Annotated in this window: 19 protein-coding genes; 16 read left to right on the top strand and 3 right to left on the bottom strand. The window is 65.9% G+C overall.

The window, feature by feature from the left end; all coding sequences use genetic code 11:
• Positions 1-4 precede the first annotated feature (4 nt).
• From murG to dnaE, 12 genes are all read left to right on the top strand, one after another.
• Entirely contained in the window at positions 5-1,105 is a 1,101-nt protein-coding gene (gene murG / locus ACETK3_RS16305; protein ID WP_237430248.1) for an undecaprenyldiphospho-muramoylpentapeptide beta-N-acetylglucosaminyltransferase, read from the top strand.
• On the top strand, positions 1,102-2,478 hold the full coding sequence (gene murC, locus ACETK3_RS16300) for a UDP-N-acetylmuramate--L-alanine ligase (RefSeq protein WP_237430249.1): 1,377 nt from the start codon (positions 1,102-1,104) through the stop codon (positions 2,476-2,478). The genes murG and murC overlap by 4 nt, the downstream gene beginning before the upstream one ends.
• A complete protein-coding gene (locus ACETK3_RS16295; protein ID WP_237430250.1) occupies positions 2,471-3,400 on the top strand; it encodes a cell division protein FtsQ/DivIB in 930 nt (309 codons plus the stop codon). The genes murC and ACETK3_RS16295 overlap by 8 nt, the downstream gene beginning before the upstream one ends.
• 184 nt (positions 3,401-3,584) lie before the next feature.
• Entirely contained in the window at positions 3,585-4,838 is a 1,254-nt protein-coding gene (gene ftsZ, locus ACETK3_RS16290; RefSeq protein WP_236821780.1) for a cell division protein FtsZ, read from the top strand.
• Positions 4,839-4,846: 8 nt separating this feature from the next.
• On the top strand, positions 4,847-5,536 hold the full coding sequence (locus tag ACETK3_RS16285; protein ID WP_236821781.1) for a polyphenol oxidase family protein: 690 nt from the start codon (positions 4,847-4,849) through the stop codon (positions 5,534-5,536).
• Positions 5,529-6,290 (top strand): YggS family pyridoxal phosphate-dependent enzyme, encoded by a 762-nt coding sequence (locus ACETK3_RS16280; protein ID WP_236821782.1) that lies wholly within the window; start codon positions 5,529-5,531, stop codon positions 6,288-6,290. The genes ACETK3_RS16285 and ACETK3_RS16280 overlap by 8 nt, the downstream gene beginning before the upstream one ends.
• A gap of 90 nt (positions 6,291-6,380) precedes the next feature.
• The gene (locus tag ACETK3_RS16275; RefSeq protein WP_141160844.1) at positions 6,381-6,911 is read left to right on the top strand and encodes a cell division protein SepF; all 531 of its coding nucleotides are present in this window, start codon (positions 6,381-6,383) and stop codon (positions 6,909-6,911) included.
• Positions 6,912-7,043: 132 nt separating this feature from the next.
• Positions 7,044-7,331, top strand: a complete 288-nt coding sequence (locus ACETK3_RS16270) for a YggT family protein (protein WP_142134322.1) — start codon at positions 7,044-7,046, stop codon at positions 7,329-7,331.
• 174 nt (positions 7,332-7,505) lie between these two features.
• Positions 7,506-8,189, top strand: a complete 684-nt coding sequence (locus tag ACETK3_RS16265; protein WP_236821783.1) for a DivIVA domain-containing protein — start codon at positions 7,506-7,508, stop codon at positions 8,187-8,189.
• A gap of 97 nt (positions 8,190-8,286) precedes the next feature.
• The gene (gene lspA, locus ACETK3_RS16260; RefSeq protein WP_236821784.1) at positions 8,287-8,859 is read left to right on the top strand and encodes a signal peptidase II; all 573 of its coding nucleotides are present in this window, start codon (positions 8,287-8,289) and stop codon (positions 8,857-8,859) included.
• Positions 8,852-9,778, top strand: a complete 927-nt coding sequence (locus tag ACETK3_RS16255; RefSeq protein ID WP_237430251.1) for an RluA family pseudouridine synthase — start codon at positions 8,852-8,854, stop codon at positions 9,776-9,778. The genes lspA and ACETK3_RS16255 overlap by 8 nt, the downstream gene beginning before the upstream one ends.
• A 50-nt stretch (positions 9,779-9,828) precedes the next feature.
• A complete protein-coding gene (gene dnaE / locus ACETK3_RS16250) occupies positions 9,829-13,386 on the top strand; it encodes a DNA polymerase III subunit alpha (protein WP_237430252.1) in 3,558 nt (1,185 codons plus the stop codon).
• A 108-nt stretch (positions 13,387-13,494) separates the two neighbouring features.
• On the opposite strand, the gene ACETK3_RS16245 is transcribed toward dnaE, so the two are convergent.
• The gene (locus tag ACETK3_RS16245; protein WP_237430253.1) at positions 13,495-13,995 is read right to left on the bottom strand and encodes a flavin reductase family protein; all 501 of its coding nucleotides are present in this window, start codon (positions 13,993-13,995) and stop codon (positions 13,495-13,497) included.
• A 127-nt stretch (positions 13,996-14,122) separates the two neighbouring features.
• Between ACETK3_RS16245 and ACETK3_RS16240 the strand changes: the two genes are divergently transcribed.
• The 3 genes from ACETK3_RS16240 (at position 14,123) to nrdR (ending at position 16,673) form a co-directional block, all read left to right on the top strand.
• Positions 14,123-14,656 carry a hypothetical protein gene (locus ACETK3_RS16240; protein WP_237430254.1) on the top strand — a complete coding sequence of 178 codons (534 nt, stop codon included), beginning with the start codon at positions 14,123-14,125 and terminating at the stop codon, positions 14,654-14,656.
• 4 nt (positions 14,657-14,660) lie between these two features.
• Complete coding sequence (gene hisD / locus ACETK3_RS16235; protein WP_237430255.1) at positions 14,661-16,034, top strand: histidinol dehydrogenase; 1,374 nt, start codon at positions 14,661-14,663, stop codon at positions 16,032-16,034.
• A 138-nt stretch (positions 16,035-16,172) separates the two neighbouring features.
• A complete protein-coding gene (nrdR, locus tag ACETK3_RS16230; protein ID WP_236802036.1) occupies positions 16,173-16,673 on the top strand; it encodes a transcriptional regulator NrdR in 501 nt (166 codons plus the stop codon).
• Positions 16,674-16,724: 51 nt separating this feature from the next.
• Here nrdR and ppgK read toward each other — a convergent pair whose 3' ends face one another.
• On the bottom strand, positions 16,725-17,528 hold the full coding sequence (ppgK, locus tag ACETK3_RS16225) for a polyphosphate--glucose phosphotransferase (RefSeq protein ID WP_236802037.1): 804 nt from the start codon (positions 17,526-17,528) through the stop codon (positions 16,725-16,727).
• 103 nt (positions 17,529-17,631) lie between these two features.
• Positions 17,632-18,510: a type I methionyl aminopeptidase gene (map, locus tag ACETK3_RS16220; protein WP_236821790.1), complete on the bottom strand. Its 879-nt coding sequence runs from the start codon at positions 18,508-18,510 to the stop codon at positions 17,632-17,634.
• A 121-nt stretch (positions 18,511-18,631) separates the two neighbouring features.
• Here map and ACETK3_RS16215 point away from each other — a divergent pair, with 121 nt between their 5' ends.
• On the top strand, positions 18,632-18,796 hold the full coding sequence (locus ACETK3_RS16215; RefSeq protein WP_110544584.1) for an SPOR domain-containing protein: 165 nt from the start codon (positions 18,632-18,634) through the stop codon (positions 18,794-18,796).
• Positions 18,797-18,801: the final 5 nt, after the last annotated feature.

The raw sequence follows: 18,801 nt of genomic DNA, 5'->3' as shown, positions 1-18,801 counted from the left end.
CCAGATGACTTCGACAAAACCCTCCATCGTCCTGGCGGGCGGCGGAACAGCCGGCCATATCAGCCCGCTGCTCGCCATCGCCGCCGCCATCCGCAGCGATGCTCCCGATGCCGCCATCCTGGCCGTGGGGACGCCCGCGGGCATGGAAACCCGGCTGGTTCCCGCCGCAGGCGTGGACCTCGCCACAATTGACCGCGTACCTTTTCCGCGGAAGCCGTCCGCGGACCTGCTCCGGCTGCCCGGCAGGCTGGCCGGCGCCGTACGCCAGGCCGGAGCCATCCTCGACCGGGCGCAGGCCGACGTACTGGTGGGCGTGGGCGGATATGTCTGCACCCCGATGTACCTGGCGGCGCGGAAGCGCGGCACACCCATCGTGATCCACGAGGCGAACGCGCGCCCCGGGCTGGCCAACAGGGTGGGAGCCTTCCTGGGCGGACGGGTGGCAGTGGCCTTTGAGGGCACACCGCTCCGCAACGCCGCGCATGTTGGTATGCCTATGCGCAGGGAGATTTCCAGCCTTGACCGGAAGACCGCCCGTACTGCCGCGCTGGAGGCGCTGGGGCTTGATCCCCAACAGCCCACCTTGATCGTCACCGGCGGTTCGTCAGGCGCGCAAAGCATCAACCGGACCATCGCAGCGGCGGTCGGACTGCTTGCCGAAGCGGGCGTCCAGACCCTGCACATCACCGGCCGGGGCAAAACTGTCCTGGACCAGGCCGGCCGGCCCCTCACGGCCAAGGGGTACCGGCAGGTGGAGTACATCGACGGAATGGAACTTGCCTATGCTGCCGCCGACCTGCTGCTGGCAAGGTCCGGGGCGGCCACGGTGTCCGAGGTCGCAGCGGTAGGGGTCCCGGCAGTCCTGGTGCCCCTGCCCATCGGCAACGGGGAACAGGCGCTGAACGCAAAGGGCCTGGTGGCCGCCGGCGGCGCGCTGCTGGTGGCAGACCGCGATTTCACGGCTGCATGGGTCAAGCGCGAGCTGATCCCGCTGATCACTGATAAAGCACGGCTCGCCGCCATGGAAGCCAAGTCCTACCGGCTCGGCATCCGAAACGCCGACCAGCGAATGGCTGGTCTTGTCCTGGAAGCGGTATCAGCATGAGCCCCCACAACCTGCCCGGCCTGGACTCCCTTGGAAAGGTGCACTTCATTGGCATCGGGGGAGTAGGCATGTCCGCCGTGGCCCGCATCATGGTGGCCCGCGGTGTCCCCGTCAGCGGCTCCGATGCCAAGGATCTGCCGGTCATGGCAGACCTCGCTGCGGCCGGGGCACGCATCGCGGTGGGTTACGCAGCCGGAAACCTGGGCGACGCGCAGACCGTCGTGGCCGGATCGGCAATCCGGGAAGACAATCCTGAACTGGCGGCGGCACGGGTCGCAGGGCTGCCGGTGCTGCACCGTTCGCAGGCTTTGGCGGCCACCATGGGCGATGACGTCGTGGTGACCGTGGCCGGAACGCACGGCAAGTCCACCACGACGTCGATGATCACCGTCCTGCTGCGGGCAGCCGGCCTGGATCCCAGCTTCGCCGTGGGAGCCAATATTCCCGCGCTTGGGGTCAACGCAGCCCACGGGACCTCAGGAATTTTCGTCGCCGAGGCAGACGAATCGGACGGCTCCTTCCTGAACTACCGGCCCCGCATCGCCGTCGTCACCAACGTTGAGCCTGACCACCTCGACTACTACGGCACCGCGGAAGCCGTCTACCAGTCGTTCGACCGGTTCACTGAGCTGCTGCCGTCGGACGGCCTGCTGGTAGCCTGCGCGGACGATCCGGGAGCGCTGGCCCTGGCCGAACGGACCAGGGAGCGGGGCAACACCCGGGTGGTCCTGTACGGCACCGGCGAGACGGCGGACGTCAGGTTGGACGACGGCGGCCCGGGCCAGGTTGCGGTGGCAACAGGCGGTGCACGCTACGGCCTGTCGCTGCAGGTTCCGGGCCGCCACAACGCCCTGAACGCCGCGGCCGCCTTTGCCGTGGCCCTTGAACTCGGCGTGGACCCGGCAGCCGCGGCCGAGGGCCTGGCCCACTTCGCCGGCGCGTCCCGGCGCTTCGAGCTCAAGGGCACGGCGCGTGGGGTGCGGGTCTTTGACGACTATGCCCACCACCCCACCGAAGTCCGTGCGGCCCTGACCGCAGCCCGTTCGGTGGCGGGCGGCAGCAAGGTCCATGTCCTTTTCCAGCCACACCTGTTTTCACGCACCCGCGAGTTCGCGGCAGAGTTTGCCGCGGCCCTCAACCTGGCCGACACCGCCCTGGTCCTGGATATCTACCCCGCCAGGGAAGACCCCATTCCCGGGGTCACCAGCCAGCTCATTGCCGATCACCTCACCCAGGGCGGCCGGCTGGTCAGCGCCGATGAGGCGGTGGAGACGCTTGCCGCAGCGGCAGGTGAAGGGGACGTCGTCCTCACCGTCGGCGCAGGAGACGTCACTGCCTACGGGCCCCGAATCGTGGAGGCACTCCATGCCTAGCTCCCGCCGCCCCACCTACGCCCCGCCCAAACGGAACAGCAGCCCCGCGCCCCGGCTGGGGGACAGCGGGCCGGAAGAGGTGCCCGGCGGCGCCGGCGGGGATGTGATCACCGCGTCGCGCAGCATACCGGACCAGGCGGCAGCGAAACCCGCGCAGAAACCCGCGCAGAAGCCGGCGCAGGAGCAGAAACCTGCCGGGGCAACCGTCCTGGCATTTCCGGAGCCAAAGGGCCGGCGGCGGCGGAAGAAAGTCGTGCTCGCCGTCGGAACCGTGATTGCGCTGGTGGCCGCACTGCTGGCTGCCGCAATCTACTCACCTGTCCTGGCCCTGAAGACCGTCTCAGTCTCCGGCACCCGCCTGGTCACCCCGGAGCAGGTGCAGGCGGCGCTGGAGCCCCTCCGCGGCAAGCCCCTGCCGCAGATCAGCGACGATGATGTGCGCGGGCTGCTCGGCTCCCTGATCCAGGTGAAATCCGTCTCCGTCGAGGCGCGCCCGCCATCCACCCTTGCCGTCGCCGTGCACGAGCGGGTACCGGTGGCCCTGGTCAAACAGGGGGAGCAGTACCAGTTGGTGGACGTCGACGGCGTGCGATTGGGCACCACCGACGATCCGGCGTCAGCGTCCCTGCCCGTGATCGACGGCGGCGCCGGGGCGATCGGGCAGGACCTGTTCCGCGCCACCGCGGCAGTCCTGGGTGCGCTGCCTGCCGATGTGCTGGCCAAGCTGTCCAATGCGTCCGCGCAGTCCGTGGATGCCGTCGAACTCAAGCTCGTGGACGGCCAGATCATCGTGTGGGGCAACGCCTCGGAGAAGGAACTCAAGGCCAAGGTCCTGGCCGCGCTCCTCAAGGCTCCGGCGGATCCGAAGAACCCCGTCAAGGTCTACGATGTCAGTGTGCCCCGGCACCCCGTGACGCGCTGAGCGCTTTCTTTCCCGGTATTAATCCGACACGCGGACCCGGTTATTGAATGTGTGCACCAGAGGAAATACCGTCACAGACAAGAGTTACTTGACATAACTATAACCTTCAACTCGAAGGTTAAGGTTGCAGGCTTCAAGCTCTCCATCAGTTTTCGCAATAAGACACGAACAAGGGACACGTAACGTGGCAGCTCCGCAGAATTACTTGGCCGTCATCAAAGTCGTCGGCATCGGCGGCGGTGGCGTGAACGCAGTCAACCGCATGATCGAGGTCGGCCTCAGGGGTGTTGAATTCATTGCCATCAACACCGACGCCCAGGCCCTGCTGATGAGCGACGCGGACGTGAAGCTCGACGTCGGACGCGAGCTGACCCGCGGCCTGGGCGCCGGCGCCAACCCCGAGGTGGGCAAGCAGGCCGCCGAGGATCACGCGGACGAAATCGAGGAAGTCCTCCGCGGCGCGGACATGGTCTTCGTCACCGCCGGCGAGGGTGGCGGCACGGGCACCGGCGGCGCGCCTGTCGTTGCCCGCATCGCCCGCTCGCTTGGTGCCCTGACCATCGGTGTGGTGACGCGCCCCTTCACTTTCGAGGGCCGCCGCCGTGCCGGTTCTGCGGAGGCGGGCATCGATGCCCTGCGCGACGAAGTGGACACCCTGATCGTGATCCCCAACGACCGCCTGCTCTCCATCAGCGACCGCAACGTGTCCGTCCTTGACGCGTTCCGCTCCGCTGACCAGGTGCTGCTTTCCGGTGTCCAGGGCATCACGGACCTCATCACCACGCCGGGCCTGATCAACCTCGACTTCGCGGACGTTAAGTCCGTCATGCAGGGCGCCGGCTCAGCCCTCATGGGCATTGGCTCCGCCAGGGGCGAAGACCGTGCCGTCAAGGCTGCTGAACTGGCCATCGCCTCGCCGCTGCTGGAGGCATCCATCGACGGCGCCCACGGCGTGCTGCTGTCCATTCAGGGCGGCTCCGACCTTGGCCTGTTCGAAATCAACGAGGCCGCGCGGCTGGTCCAGGAAGTGGCCCACCCCGAAGCCAACATCATCTTTGGCGCCGTCATCGATGACGCCCTTGGCGATGAAGCGCGCGTGACAGTGATCGCGGCCGGGTTCGACGACGTCAAGGCCACCTCGCCCTCCATGGACCAGTCCCAGCCGCAGGCCGCCCCGCAGCGGCCCGCTGCCCCTGCAGCCGCTCCGGCCTCGGCCCACCCGCAAAACGGAAACCACCAGGGCAACGGAAACCACCAGCAGAACGTCCAGCCGCTCCACGCCGGTATCGGCGCTGCGGGACTCAGCAACTGGGGCCAGCAGCGTCCCTCTGCCGTCCCTGCCGATTCGGGCTTCGATGTCGACCTGCCTTCCGTGGTGGAGCCGGACCTTACCGGCAACCACCCGGATGACCTGGATGTCCCCGACTTCCTGAAGTAGGCGGCGGCTTGTTCCATTGGCGTGCCGACATCCTGCCCGGGGTGTCGGCCGCATTCACCAATGTGGATGCAGGAAACCTGGCCCTGCACGTGGGGGACGATCCCGCCAGGGTCCAGGGGCGCCGAGCACGCCTGGAGCAGTCCATCGGTGTGGGACCGCAGTCGCTGCGCTTCATGAACCAAGTGCACGGCACCACGGTTGTGCTGATGGACGCGGAGTCACCGGCCCCTGAGGCCGACGCCATGGTGTCCCGCGGACTGCCCCTGGCGGTCATGGTGGCGGACTGCATCCCGGTGCTGCTGGCGGGGGAGTCCGGGAACGGTCCGGTCCTTGCCGCAGTGCATGCAGGCCGCCCCGGCGTCGCGAACGGTATCCTGCCCGCCGCGGTGGAGAGCATGGAGTCTCTTGGCGCTACCCGGATCCGCGCTTGGCTGGGGCCGTCAATCTGCGGGTCCTGCTACGAAGTTCCAGCCGCCCTGCGCGATGGCGTGGCAAACATGGTTCCCGCGACCTGGAGCACTACGTCCTGGGGTACACCAGCCCTTGACCTCCCTGCCGGCGCTAGGAGCCAGCTTGAGTCCGTTGGCGTGGACGTGGAATACGCAGGGGACTGCACCCTTGAGACTGAAACGCTCTATTCATACCGCCGGGACCGGGACACAGGCCGTTTTGCCGGACTGGTCTGGTGCCATGACTGATCTGTCGGCTCCCGGGCAGGGCCAAACTGAAGACGCGCGTACCGAAGAACTTGCCCAGCGGCTTGCCGCGGTACGCTCCCGGATCGCCACGGCGGCTGAAAGTGCGGGCCGCAGCAACCGGCTGCCCGCCCTGATCGTGGTCACCAAGTTCCACCCTGCGCAGGACATCCGGCGGCTTGCAGCCTTGGGAATCAAAGATGTCGGTGAGAACCGCGACCAGGAAGCCGCCGCCAAGGCGCTGGAACTTGCCGACCTCGCCCTCACTTGGCATTTCGTTGGCCAGCTGCAGACCAAGAAGGCCAAGTCCGTGGCACGCTATGCCTCCGCTGTCCACTCGGTGGACCGGCCGCAGCTCGTGGATGCGTTGGCAAAAGCCGTGCGGAATGAGATCGAGTCCAGCGGCCGCGCCCCGCTGGACTGCTTCATCCAGGTCAACCTCGAAGATCCAGCGGACGACGACGGCACGCACCGCGGTGGGGCAGCGCCCGCCGCTGTGCCGCTCCTGGCAGAAGGAATCACCCGTTCTGCGGGCCTGAACCTCGCCGGCGTGATGGCGGTTGCTCCGCTGGGGGTCCCGGCGGAGCCGGCGTTCGAAAAGCTTGCCGGGATCTCCGCCCGGCTCGTGGCGGCTTACCCCGCTGCAACCGCCATTTCCGCAGGCATGAGCCAGGATCTCGAAGCAGCCATCAAGTTTGGGGCGACACACCTGCGAATCGGTTCCGATATTCTCGGTTCCCGTCCTGCCGTGGGGTAGCGTCGGAGCTATTGGAAGTGATGGGCGGGGGACTTCAGTGCTGTCAAGTCATTGGGCGGCCCGCTTACGGGACAGGATTAGGAGTCGACCATGGCCGGCGCTCTGCGCAAGACAATGATCTATCTTGGGCTCGCCGATGGCGATGAGCATTACGAGCCCGAGCAACAGACCACACGTAAGGATGAGGACGAACCCATGGAAGTTGACCGCGAGGAACGCCGTGCCCCGGCACCGGTCCGCGAAGTCAGCCGCGAGGCGTCCTACGCCCCTGAAGAGGAATACCGCGCCCCTGTGACCCCTATTAAGCGTGCGGCCTCAAGCCGCGAAGAGAATACCGGTCTGCGCCAGATCACGACCATCCACCCGCGCTCCTACAACGATGCCAAGCTCATCGGTGAAAGCTTCCGGGACGGCATTCCGGTGATCATGAATGTCACGGACATGGGTGAGGCTGACGCCAAGCGCCTGGTGGACTTCTCCGCCGGACTCGTCTTCGGCCTCCGAGGCAGCATCGAGCGGGTGACCAACAAGGTGTTCCTGCTCTCACCCTCGTATGTCGAAGTGATCGGTGACGACAAGAAGGCCAGCGATACGCAGGCCAGTTTCTTCAACCAGAGCTGAACATCAGGCCTCGTCAGATGCCAGGCAGGGACACCTGTCTGGCATCTGTGCTGAAATAGAGAAGACACCGGCAGTACAACAGCGGCGCCCATCATGGACGTGCCGCACGAATATGGAGATATGAAATAAGTCATGGGAATTGTTTTCGGACTTCTCTATCTCGCCCTGCTGCTGTTCTTTGTTGCCCTCATCATCCGCCTGGTGTTCGACTGGGTGCAGATGTTCGCGAGGGAATGGCGTCCACGGGGCGCGGCCCTGGTGGTGGCCCACGCCGTGTACTCCATCACGGATCCTCCGCTCAAGGGACTGCGGCGGCTCATTCCGCCGCTCCGGCTCGGCGGTATTTCGCTGGACCTGGGCTTCCTGATCCTGTTCATCGGCGTCAGCATTGCGATGAGCGTCACCAGGAGCCTGGCCTGAGCCGGCAATTAGACCCGCAATGCAGGTTGTTCCGCTTCTGAGCGGCTACTGTAAAGCGAAGAAACCTCCGGTTTGACACTGCAGTGTTGAATTAGAGTAAGCAGACCAAATTTAGGTACCGTAGTTTTGACGGCCGGAAGGCCTACTGACTAACCAGACCAGTGAGGTGACCAGATGGCTTTGACGCCAGAAGACGTTGTCAACAAGCGCTTTCAGCCCACCAAGTTCCGCGAGGGCTATGACCAGGACGAGGTTGACGACTTCCTGGACGAAATCGTCGTCGAACTCCGCCGCCTGAACCAGGAAAACGACGAGCTCCGCAAGAAGCTCGCCGAAGCCGGTTCCAGCGTGCCGGCCAGCTCCGCTGCCGCACCAGTGGTGGAGAAGGTCCCCGCGCCGGTCAAGGCCGACAAGGACGAGGCCCGCGAGAAGGCAGAAGCAGAAGCCAAGGCCGCCGAAACCAAGAAGAAGGACGTCCAGCCCGCTGCACCGGCTGCCGCCGCACCGGCCGCGCCCGCAGCTGCCGTCTCCACTTCCGCCGAGTCCGCAGCCGGCCTGCTTGCCATGGCACAGCAGATGCACGACCGCCACGTCGCCGACGGACAGGCGCAGAAGGACAAGATCATCGCCGAGGCGCAGATCGAAGCAAGCAGCCTCGTCAACGACGCCCAGGAAAAGTCCCGCAAGATCCTCGGCGCACTCGAGCAGCAGCGCTCGGTCCTGGAACGCAAGGTGGAACAGCTCCGCGGCTTCGAACGCGATTACCGTTCACGCCTGAAGGCCTACATCGAAGGCCAGCTCCGCGACCTGGATGCCCGTGGCTCCGTTGCGACGCCGGAAGTCAGCGAAGCGAACTAAGCCTGGCAGCACGTATTCTGAAAGCCGGTGGCTGGGGATTCCTCGGCCGCCGGCTTTTGGCATTGACGCCCAGTTCCCCCCCAAATTTGAAAGCACCATGACTGACGAAATTGCCGCAGGCGCGGCACGCCCTGTCCCTCCCTCGCCCCGCCCCCGCCGGGCACTCCTGCTGTCCCTGTTTGCCGGCTTCGCGGTGTTCGCCTATGTCCTGGACCAGCTGACCAAACTCTGGGTAACCTCCACCATGGTGGAGGGCGAGCGGATCCCGGTGCTGCCACCACTGCTCCACTGGTATTTCATCCGCAATTCAGGTGCGGCGTTTTCCATTGGCGAGAACGTCACCTGGGTGTTTTCCATCATCATGGCCGGTGTCGCCATCGCCATCCTGTTCCAGGTCCGCCGGCTGGGCTCGGCCTGGTGGTCGCTCGCATTGGGCCTGCTGCTTGGCGGCGCCCTGGGCAACCTCACCGACCGGCTTTTCCGTGAGCCGTCATTTGGCATGGGACACGTGGTGGACTTCATCCAGCTTCCCAACTTCGCCATCTTCAACATCGCCGACTCCGCCGTGGTGTCCGCCGTAGCCATCATCTGCATCCTCACCCTGCGGGGGATTGCCCTCGACGGAACGCGGCTCGGGACCGGACACAAGGACAAGCCCGACCATGAGTGAGCGCATCGTCGTCGCCGAAGAGTTTGGCGGAACACGGGCCGACGCCGGACTGGCCGGCATACTCGGCGTGTCCCGTTCCGTTGCCGCGTCCCTGCTGGCGGAAGGCCACGTGCTGAACAAGGGCAAGGCGTTGGCAAAGTCGGCAAAACTCGTGGCGGGGGAGGTTCTCGACGTCACCGTCCCCGAACGTCGGGACCCGCTGGAAGTCGTGGAGGAAGCTGTGGAAGGCCTGAAAATACTGCTCGACGATGACGATTTCGTCGTCGTCGACAAGCCTGTCGGCGTGGCAGCCCACCCCTCGCCAGGCTGGGTGGGCCCCACCGTCGTGGGCGGGCTTGCCGCTGCCGGTTACCGTATCTCCACCTCTGGCGCTCCCGAGCGTGCCGGCATCGTCCACCGGCTCGACGTCGGGACCTCGGGTGTGATGGTGGTGGCCAAGTCAGAGCGGGCGTACACCGCCCTCAAACGGGCCTTCAAGGAGCGCACCGTGGACAAGGTGTACCACGCGGTGGTGCAGGGCCTGCCCGACCCCCTGACCGGCACCATCGATGCCCCCATCGGCCGCCACCCCGGGCACGACTGGCGCTTCGCCGTCATCGAGGACGGCCGCGCCTCCGTGACCCATTACGAGGTCCTGGAGGCATTCGGCAAGGCGAGCCTGGTGGAAGTCCACCTCGAAACCGGGCGCACGCACCAGATCCGGGTCCACTTTTCCGCGCTCCGCCACCCCTGCGCCGGTGACCTGACATACGGCGCTGACCCCCGGCTGGCTGCGAACCTGGGACTCACCCGGCAGTGGCTGCATGCCCGTGAACTGTCCTTCGAGCACCCGGTGACGGGCGAGCGGGTCACTGTCACCAGCGACTATCCACAGGACCTGGCCTACGCCCTGGACGTTCTGGAATCCGGCAACGCCTGACACACCGCGCCTGGCCCTGGCAGGGCCGGGGCAGCGCTTAGAATAGTCCGGTGAGTTCCAGCCATGATTCGTTCGTCCATCTGCACACCCACACCGAATATTCCATGCTGGATGGAGCTGCCCGCCTGGGGGAGCTGTTCGACGAAACCGAGCGGCTCGGCATGCCGGCCCTCGCCACAACAGACCACGGGTACCTGTTCGGTGCCTTCGACTTTTGGCAGAAGGCCAATGCCAAGGGCATCAAGCCGATCATCGGCGTCGAAGCCTATGTGACGCCCGGGACCGCCCGGACGGACAAGGAACGCGTGCGCTGGGGCGATGAATCGCAGCGCAAGGACGACGTCTCCGGCGGTGGCTCCTACACCCACATGACGCTCCTGAGCTACAACAACGTGGGAATGCGCAACCTCTTCCGCGCCTCATCCATCGCCTCCCTGGACTCAGTATTCGGCAAGTGGCCGCGGCTGGACCGGGAACTGCTGAACACCTACTCCGAGGGCCTCATCGCCACCACGGGCTGCCCGTCCGGCGAGGTCCAGACCCGGCTCCGGTTGGGCCAGTACCGCGAAGCACTGGAGGCCGCTGCCGAGTTCCGGGACATCTTCGGCGCGGAGAACTACTTCTGCGAGCTGATGGACCACGGGCTGGACATTGAACGGCGGGTCACCGGCGACCTGTTGCGGCTCGCCAAGGACCTGAACCTGCCCCTGGTGGCAACGAACGACCTCCACTACACGCACGAGCACGACGCCAAGGCCCATGAGGCCCTGTTGGCCATTCAGTCGGGCTCCACGCTGCTGGAACCCACCTATGACAACGGCGGGTCCCGCTTCGCCTTCTCCGGCAGCGGCTACTACCTCAAGTCCCCGCGCGAGATGCGCGAGCTGTTCCGCGACCACCCCGATGCCTGCGACAACACCCTGCTGATCGCCGAGCGCTGCGAGGTGTCGTTCAACACCGACGCCAACTTCATGCCGCGGTTCCCCTGCCCGCCCGGCGAGGACGAGACCTCCTGGCTGGTCAAGGAAGTGGACAAGGGCCTGCAGTACCGTTACCCGGGGGGTGTCCCGGACGAGGTCCGCAAGCAGGCGGACTACGAACTCGGCGTCATCACCTCCATGGGCTTCCCGGGCTACTTCCTGGTGGTTGCAGACTTCATCAACTGGGCCAAGAACAACGGCATCCGCGTAGGTCCGGGGCGTGGCTCCGGTGCAGGCTCCATGGTGGCGTACGCGATGCGCATTACCGACCTGGACCCCCTGCGCCACGGCCTGATCTTCGAACGGTTCCTGAACCCGGACCGCGTCTCCATGCCCGACTTCGACGTCGACTTCGATGACCGGCGCCGCTCCGAGGTCATCGACTACGTGACCCGCAAATACGGTGACGAGCGTGTGGCGATGATCGTCACGTACGGCACCATCAAGACCAAGCAGGCCCTCAAGGACTCCTCCCGCGTGCTGGGCTACCCCTTCAGCATGGGCGAGCAGCTCACCAAGGCACTGCCGCCGGCCGTCATGGCCAAGGACATTCCGCTGGCGGACATCCAGAACCCGGAGGCCAAGCGCTACAGCGAAGCGGGGGACTTCCGGCAACTGATTGCCACCGACCCCGAGGCTGCCAAAGTCTTTGAGACGGCGTTGGGCATTGAAGGCCTGAAGCGCCAGTGGGGCGTGCACGCCGCCGGCGTGATCATGTCCTCGGACCCCATCATCGACGTCATCCCCATCATGCGCCGTTTCCAGGACGGCCAGGTGATCACCCAGTTCGACTACCCGACGTCCGAGGGCCTTGGCCTGATCAAGATGGACTTCCTGGGCCTGCGGAACCTGACGATCATTTCCGACGCCCTCGAGAACATCAAGATGAACCGGGGGATCGACCTGGACCTCGAGAACCTGGAACTCGATGACGCGGCGTCGTACGAGCTCCTGGCCCGCGGCGACACCTTGGGCGTGTTCCAGCTCGACGGCGGGCCCATGCGGTCGCTGCTGAAGCTGATGAAGCCTGACAACTTCGAAGACATTTCCGCCGTCCTGGCGCTCTACCGGCCGGGCCCCATGGGAGCCAATGCCCACACCGACTACGCGCTGCGCAAAAACGGGATCCAGGAAGTCATCCCCATCCACCCTGAGCTGGAGGAACCGCTCAAGGAGATCCTCGGCGGAACGTACGGCCTGATCGTGTACCAGGAGCAGGTGATGGCCGTGGCGCAGAAACTGGCCGGCTACTCGCTGGGCCAGGCAGACATCCTCCGGCGCGCCATGGGCAAGAAGAAGAAGTCGGAACTGGACAAGCAGTTCGCCGGCTTCTCCCAGGGCATGCAGGACAACGGCTACTCCATGGAGGCCGTCAAGACCCTGTGGGACATCCTGCTCCCGTTCTCCGACTACGCCTTCAACAAGGCCCACTCGGCAGCGTACGGCGTGATCTCCTACTGGACGGCATACCTGAAGGCGCACTATGCGCCCGAGTACATGGCGGCGCTGCTCACGTCCGTGGGCGATGACAAGGACAAGTCCGCCATCTACCTGAACGAGTGCCGCCGCATGGGCATCACGGTGCTCCCGCCGGACGTCAACGAGTCCGCCCTGAACTTCACCCCGGTGGGCAACGACATCCGCTTCGGCATGGGCGCCATCCGCAACGTGGGTGCGAACGCCGTCGAGGCCATGGTCAGCGCACGCGAGAGCGAAGGCGCCTACACCTCCTTCAAGGACTACCTGATGAAGGTCCCGGCGGTGGTCTGCAACAAAAGGACCATCGAATCCCTGATCAAGTCCGGGGCCTTCGACTCGCTGGGCCACCACCGCCGCGCGCTGGCGATGATCCATGAAGAAGCCATCGATTCCGTCATCACCCTGAAGCGCAACGAGGCCATCGGCCAGTTCGACCTCTTCGCCGGTTTCGAGGAGGCCGAATCGGAGGCTTCGCTGAGCATCGAGATCCCGGACCTGCCCGAGTGGGAGAAAAAGGACAAGCTCTCCTTCGAACGGGACATGCTGGGCCTGTATGTGTCGGACCACCCGCTGCAGGGCCTCGAGGGGCTCCTCAGCCAGCATGCCGAAATGAGCATCACCACCATCCTGGGTGAGGACGGACCGCAGGACGGCGCCATCATCACCATCGCAGGCATGATCACCTCCCTGAGCCGGCGTATCGCCAAAGCCAGCGGCAACGCTTACGCGCGGGCCGAGGTGGAGGACCTGGGCGGTTCAATCGAGGTCATGTTCTTTGGCCAGGTCTACGGACCGATCGCATCCGTGCTTGCCGAGGACCTGATTGTGGTGGTCAAGGGCCGGCTGCAAAAACGCGACGACGGCGCCATCACCTTGAACTGCATGGAGCTGTCCGTGCCGGACCTCAGTGAGGGGCTGCACGGGCCCCTGGTGATCACCATGCCCACCCACAAGGCCACGGAAGCCGTGGTCACCGAGTTGGGCGACGTGCTGCGCACCCACCGGGGCAACTCGGAGGTCAGGCTGCACCTGCAAGGCGACACGCGCACGGAAATCATGGGCCTGCCCGTCCACCTCCGGGTCAACCCCAGCCCGTCGCTGTTCGGCGACCTGAAGGTCCTGCTGGGCCCGGCCTGCCTGGACGCCTGAAACACTCGAAGCCTGAAAGACCTGGACCCCTAAAAAAGACGCGGACGACGGCGGGAGGCACCTCCCGCCGTCGTCCGCGTCTTTTGTTGTGGGTCGGTCCAGCCGGGGCTAGATTTCGTAATCGAGCGGCACCGGCTGCCCATAGGCGCCGCCGTGGTACAGCAGGGGGGACCCTTCGCCGCCTACCTGGCCGTCCACCACCTGGACCACCACCACGGCGTTGTTCTCGAATGGCAGCCGCATCTGCACCTCGCCGATCAGCCACCCGGCGACATCCTTCAGGATGGGCACCCCGTGCGGGCCGGCCTCCCAGTGGTTGCCTTCGAACCGGTTGCCCGGGCGGGCGAAGCGTGCCGCCAGCTCCTGGTTCTCCAGCCCGAGCATGTGCACGCCCAGATACTGCGTGTTGGCCACCGCTGGCCAGGACCTGGAACTGCGGGCCATGTTGAAGGTGAAGCGCGGCGGCTTGGCGGACAGCGATGCCACGGAGGTGGCAGTAAAACCGTAGGGCTCGTCCTGGCAGTTCACCGTGATGATCGCGACGCCCGCAGCGTGCCGGCGGAACATCTCCCTGAAGGTCTGCTCGAACGGCTCGCTTTTCTCTGTCACCGAAACTCCTGGACTAGGGGGCTTAACTCTTCCTCCAAGCGTATTGGCCAGCGGTCATGGCGGGAAAACCGGCGGCGCCTTCAGCATGCAGGATGGCGTTGCAGGAACCTTTGTTAAGGTGTGTTGCATGACAAACTTCGCCGGCCCTGCCGGGCGGCCGCTGCCATGGTCCCTGCTCCTGGTCCCGGCGGCGGCCGGAATTCCGGCCGGCCTCCTCTGGTGGCTCCTGGCCCCGGGCGGGTTGAACCTGATTACGCGGGATCCTGCGCTGGCCTCCGGCACCGCACCCCTGGTTTGGCTGCCGCGCGACCTCACCCTCGCCGGCATCCTGGTGCTGGCAGGCTGCCTGCTGGCCGTGTTCCTGGCAGATGGCAAGCGCCGTGACCCGCAGGCGGCGCTGTTGGCCGGCCTGGTCGGAGCGGCGGCGGGCAGCCTGGTCGGCTGGGGGACAGGCATCCTGGCAGCCCGGCTGTGGGGCCCGGCAGTGGATGCCTCCGCCAACGCGAGCATTGCCTTCTCGCTGCGGGCGTGGCCGGTGCTGCTGCTGTGGCCGGCCGCCACGGCCGTGTCGGTCTTCGTCCTGGAACTGGTGGGCGCGGCGGGCAGGAAGCCCCAAACCGGCGGTCCCGGAACCGGCGGCACCATCAGCCCCGTAAAATAGACGGGTGACCACTTCCCCGGACTTTCCCGCCCCCGTGACAGCCGCCGTCGACTTCCGCACCATCGATCTTCGGGGCCGCAACCTCACCCTCGCAGCCCTGCGCGCGGCTGTTCCCCGCGCCAAGGGCCAGACCGTGGCGGACGCCGAGGACAAGGTCCTGCAGATCATCTCCGACGTCCGGCAGCGCGGTTTTGCTGCCCTGGCCGAGCTTGCCGAGAGGTTCGACGGCGTGGCGCAGCACCACCCGCTGGTACCCCGCAAGGCCATCGTCGAGGCCCTCGACCAGCTGGACCCGGCCGTCAGGGCTGCGCTGGAGGAATCCATCAGCCGGGCGCGGAAGTTCGCCGACGGGCAGCGTCCACGCAATGTGGACGTTGAACTGGGCGACGGCGCCGTGGTGAGCCAGAACTGGGTGCCCGTGGCCCGCGTGGGACTGTACGTTCCCGGTGGCCTTGCCGTATACCCATCCTCGGTGATCATGAACGTCGTGCCCGCACTGGCGGCGGGCGTGGAATCCATTGCCCTGGCCTCGCCCCCGCAGAAGGAGTTCGGGGGACTTCCGCACCCCACCATCCTGGCGGCGGCGGCGCTGCTGGGCATTACCGAGGTCTATGCCATCGGCGGTGCCCAAGCCATCGCCGCCTTCGCTTACGGCGTCGAAGCCACTGAAGCCGGTCCGGCTCTGGAACCCGTGGATGTGGTGACCGGGCCCGGCAACATCTTCGTGGCCACCGCGAAGCGACTCGTCAAGGGCGTCGTGGGCATCGATTCCGAGGCGGGAACCACGGAAATCGCCATCCTGGCCGATGACTCGGCCCAGCCGGCGCTGGTTGCCGCGGACCTGCTCAGCCAGGCCGAGCATGACCCCAATGCGGCATCGGTCCTCATTACCGATTCCGAGGAGTTGGCTGCGGCGGTGCGGGCGGAACTGGCGCTCCAGACCGCCGCCACCAAGCATTCGGCCAGGGTGCAGGAGGCGCTGTCCGGCCCGCAGTCCGGCGTCGTGCTGGTGGACGGCCTGGAGCAGGGGATCGCCGCCTGTGACGCCTACGCCGCGGAGCACCTGGAAATCATGACCCGGGACGCGGCTGCCGTGGCTGCGCGGATCCGCAATGCCGGGGCTATTTTCGTGGGCGATTACAGCCCTGTCAGCCTGGGTGACTACTGTGCGGGCTCCAACCACGTGCTGCCCACCAGCGGTACCGCAGCCTTCTCTTCCGGGCTGAACGTCACCACTTTCCTGCGCGCCATCCAGGTAATCAACTACAGCCGGGAAGCCCTCGCCGAGGTCAGCGGGCACATCGTGAGCCTGTCCCGGGCCGAGGACCTGCCTGCCCACGGTGACGCCGTCACGGCCCGTTTTCCCGGCCTCGGCTGACACCACTACATGTAGTAATTACAGGATTGTTATTACCCCACATCTGCCCGTAAACTGAAAGTTGCCACGGCATCGCCCCCCGGCGGTGCTGTTGGCTTTCACTGACGTTGCACACCACAACCGAAAAGGGGGAACGCCATGTACTGCCCGTTCTGCCGCAACCCCGATTCCCGTGTTGTGGACAGCCGCATGGCCGATGACGGCTCGGCCATCCGCCGGCGCCGCCAGTGCCCCGAATGCGGCCGCCGGTTCACCACCGTGGAAACCACCAGCCTGTCTGTCATCAAGCGGTCCGGCGTGGGCGAACCCTTCAGCCGCAGCAAGGTGATCAACGGTGTCCGCAAGGCCTGCCAGGGCCGCCCCGTCAGCGAGGACGACCTCGCCATGCTGGCGCAGGAAGTGGAAGAGCAAATCCGCGCCTCCGGTGCCGCCGAGATCGACGCGCACGAGGTTGGGCTGGTGATCCTCGGACCGCTGCAGAAGCTGGACAAGGTGGCCTACCTGCGCTTCGCCAGCGTCTACCAGGCGTTCGAGTCCCTCGAGGATTTTGAAACGGCTATTGCCCTGCTGCGCCACGAGGCCGAGGAAGACGCCAAGGGCGCGGCCGGCGCCAAGAGCTCCGAGAAGAGCCCCCTCTAGACTCCGGTGGCGGCAGCGGAGGGGAAGCCGCAGCCGCCACCGGCACCACTCCTATTTCGCCAGTTTGTGCTGCAGCGCGATTTCCAGCGCAGCCCCCACGATCCCTGCCTCGTTGCGCAGGACGGCCGGAACAATCGGCGTGCGCAGCTTGAGGTTGGGAAGGTACTCGTCGGCACGCTTGGAGATGCCGCCGCCCACGATGAACAGTTCCGGCGAGAACAGGAACTCCACGTGCGAGAAGTAGCGCTGCAGCAGGACGCTGTACTCGTCCCACGACAGCCCGTCCCGTTCACGTGCCACGGCGGACGCCTTGGATTCGGCGTCGAAGCCGTCAACTTCCAGGTGGCCCAGCTCCGCGTTGGGCACGAGTTTTCCGTCGAAGATGAACGCGGAACCGATGCCGGTGCCAAGGGTGATCACCAGGACGGTGCCGGACACCCCGGCGCCCGCACCGTAACGGGCTTCGGCCAGGCCGGCTGCGTCGGCGTCGTTGATGACCTCCACGGGGCGGCCCAGCCGGGCGGTGAGGAGGGCGTCGATGTCCGTATCCAGCCAGCTCTTGTCCACGTTGGCAGCGGAGTGGACCACGCCGTGCTGGATGATCCCGGGGAAGGTCACACCGACGGGGGAGCCCGCCTCCGGGGCCTCAGGGCGTGCCGAGAGTTCGGCCACCACCAGGGCCACGGCCTCCGCGACCGCCTCCGGGGTGGCAGGCTGGGGAGTGGGCACGCGGAAGCGTTCGCCCAGGAGCTTGCCCTTCTTCAGGTCGACAATGCCGCCCTTGATGCCCGTACCACCGATGTCGATGCCGATCAGCGGTGCGTTCTTGTGCGACTTCTCGTCCTTGTTGGCCAATGGGATTCCGTTCTTGACAGGGGCGGGCAGGAAAAGGGGCCGGCTGGGCCCAAAACAGTTGTCCGGTCTGCACCGGCAGCCATGCCCTGGGGCATGGGACAGGTTACGGCAGGGTGAGGACCTCGGCACCGGTCTCGGTGACCAGCAGGGTGTGCTCGAACTGGGCGGTGCGCTTGCGGTCCCGGGTGACAACGGTCCAGTCGTCACTCCACATGTCCCACTCCACGGTGCCCAGGGTGAGCATCGGTTCGATGGTGAACACCATGCCGGTTTCGATCACCGTGTTGTAGGCGGGGGCGGCGTCATAGTGGGGGATGATCAGCCCGGTGTGGAAGGCCTCGCCCACTCCGTGTCCGGTGAAGTCACGCACCACGCCGTAGCCGAAGCGCTTGGCGTAGGACTGGATGGTCCGGCCGATGACGTTGATCTCCCGGCCCGGCGCCACCGCCTTGATGGCGCGGTTCAGCGATTCCTGGGTGCGCTCCACCAGAAGCCGCGATTCCTCATCCACGTCACCCACCAGGAAGGTGTAGTTGGTGTCGCCGTGGACGCCGTTGATGAACGCGGTGATGTCGATGTTGAGGATGTCGCCGTCCTGGACCACCGTGCTGTCCGGAATGCCGTGGCAAATGACCTCGTTCAGCGAGGAGCACAGGGATTTGGGAAAGCCCCGGTAGCCGAGGGTGGACGGGTAGGCATGGTGGTCCAGCAGGAATTCGTGGCCCACTTTGTCCAGCTCATCCGTGGTGACACCCGGCTGGATGTGCTTGCCCACTTCCACGATGGCCTGCGCTGCGATCTTCCCGGCGATCCGGATCTTTTCGATGGTCTCGGCCGACTTGACCTCGGAGCCGGTGAACTTGGCCGGCGCGGGCTTGCCGACGTACTCCGGACGGGGGATGGACGCCGGGACGGGACGCTGCGGACTCAAGGTACCCGGGGTGAGGGTGCCAATGGGTGCAGTCGAGGCAAGGGAAGGCATAGATTGATCATATAAGGCACTGCAGAACGCCTAACAACCGACAAGCGGCGGAGGCACGCGTAAGTGTTTGTGTTACGTGGATCACCTCGCGCTTCCCCTGTCGCCGGAACAAGGAGCAACGATGACTGAGTACTGGTTCAACATCAAAACCCACGAGGTGGAAGAGGACCGGCTGTCGGACTGGAGCCAGCTCATTGGGCCGTACAAGACCCGGGCAGAAGCCGAACACGCGCTGGAGAAGGTGAAGGCACGCAACGAGGCCTGGGAAAAGGGCGACGACGACTGAACGGG

Origin of the sequence: Arthrobacter sp. E44 (genome assembly GCF_041877125.1) — a bacterium.
Taxonomy (GTDB): domain Bacteria; phylum Actinomycetota; class Actinomycetes; order Actinomycetales; family Micrococcaceae; genus Arthrobacter.
This window is presented reverse-complemented; position numbering and strand designations above follow the sequence as displayed.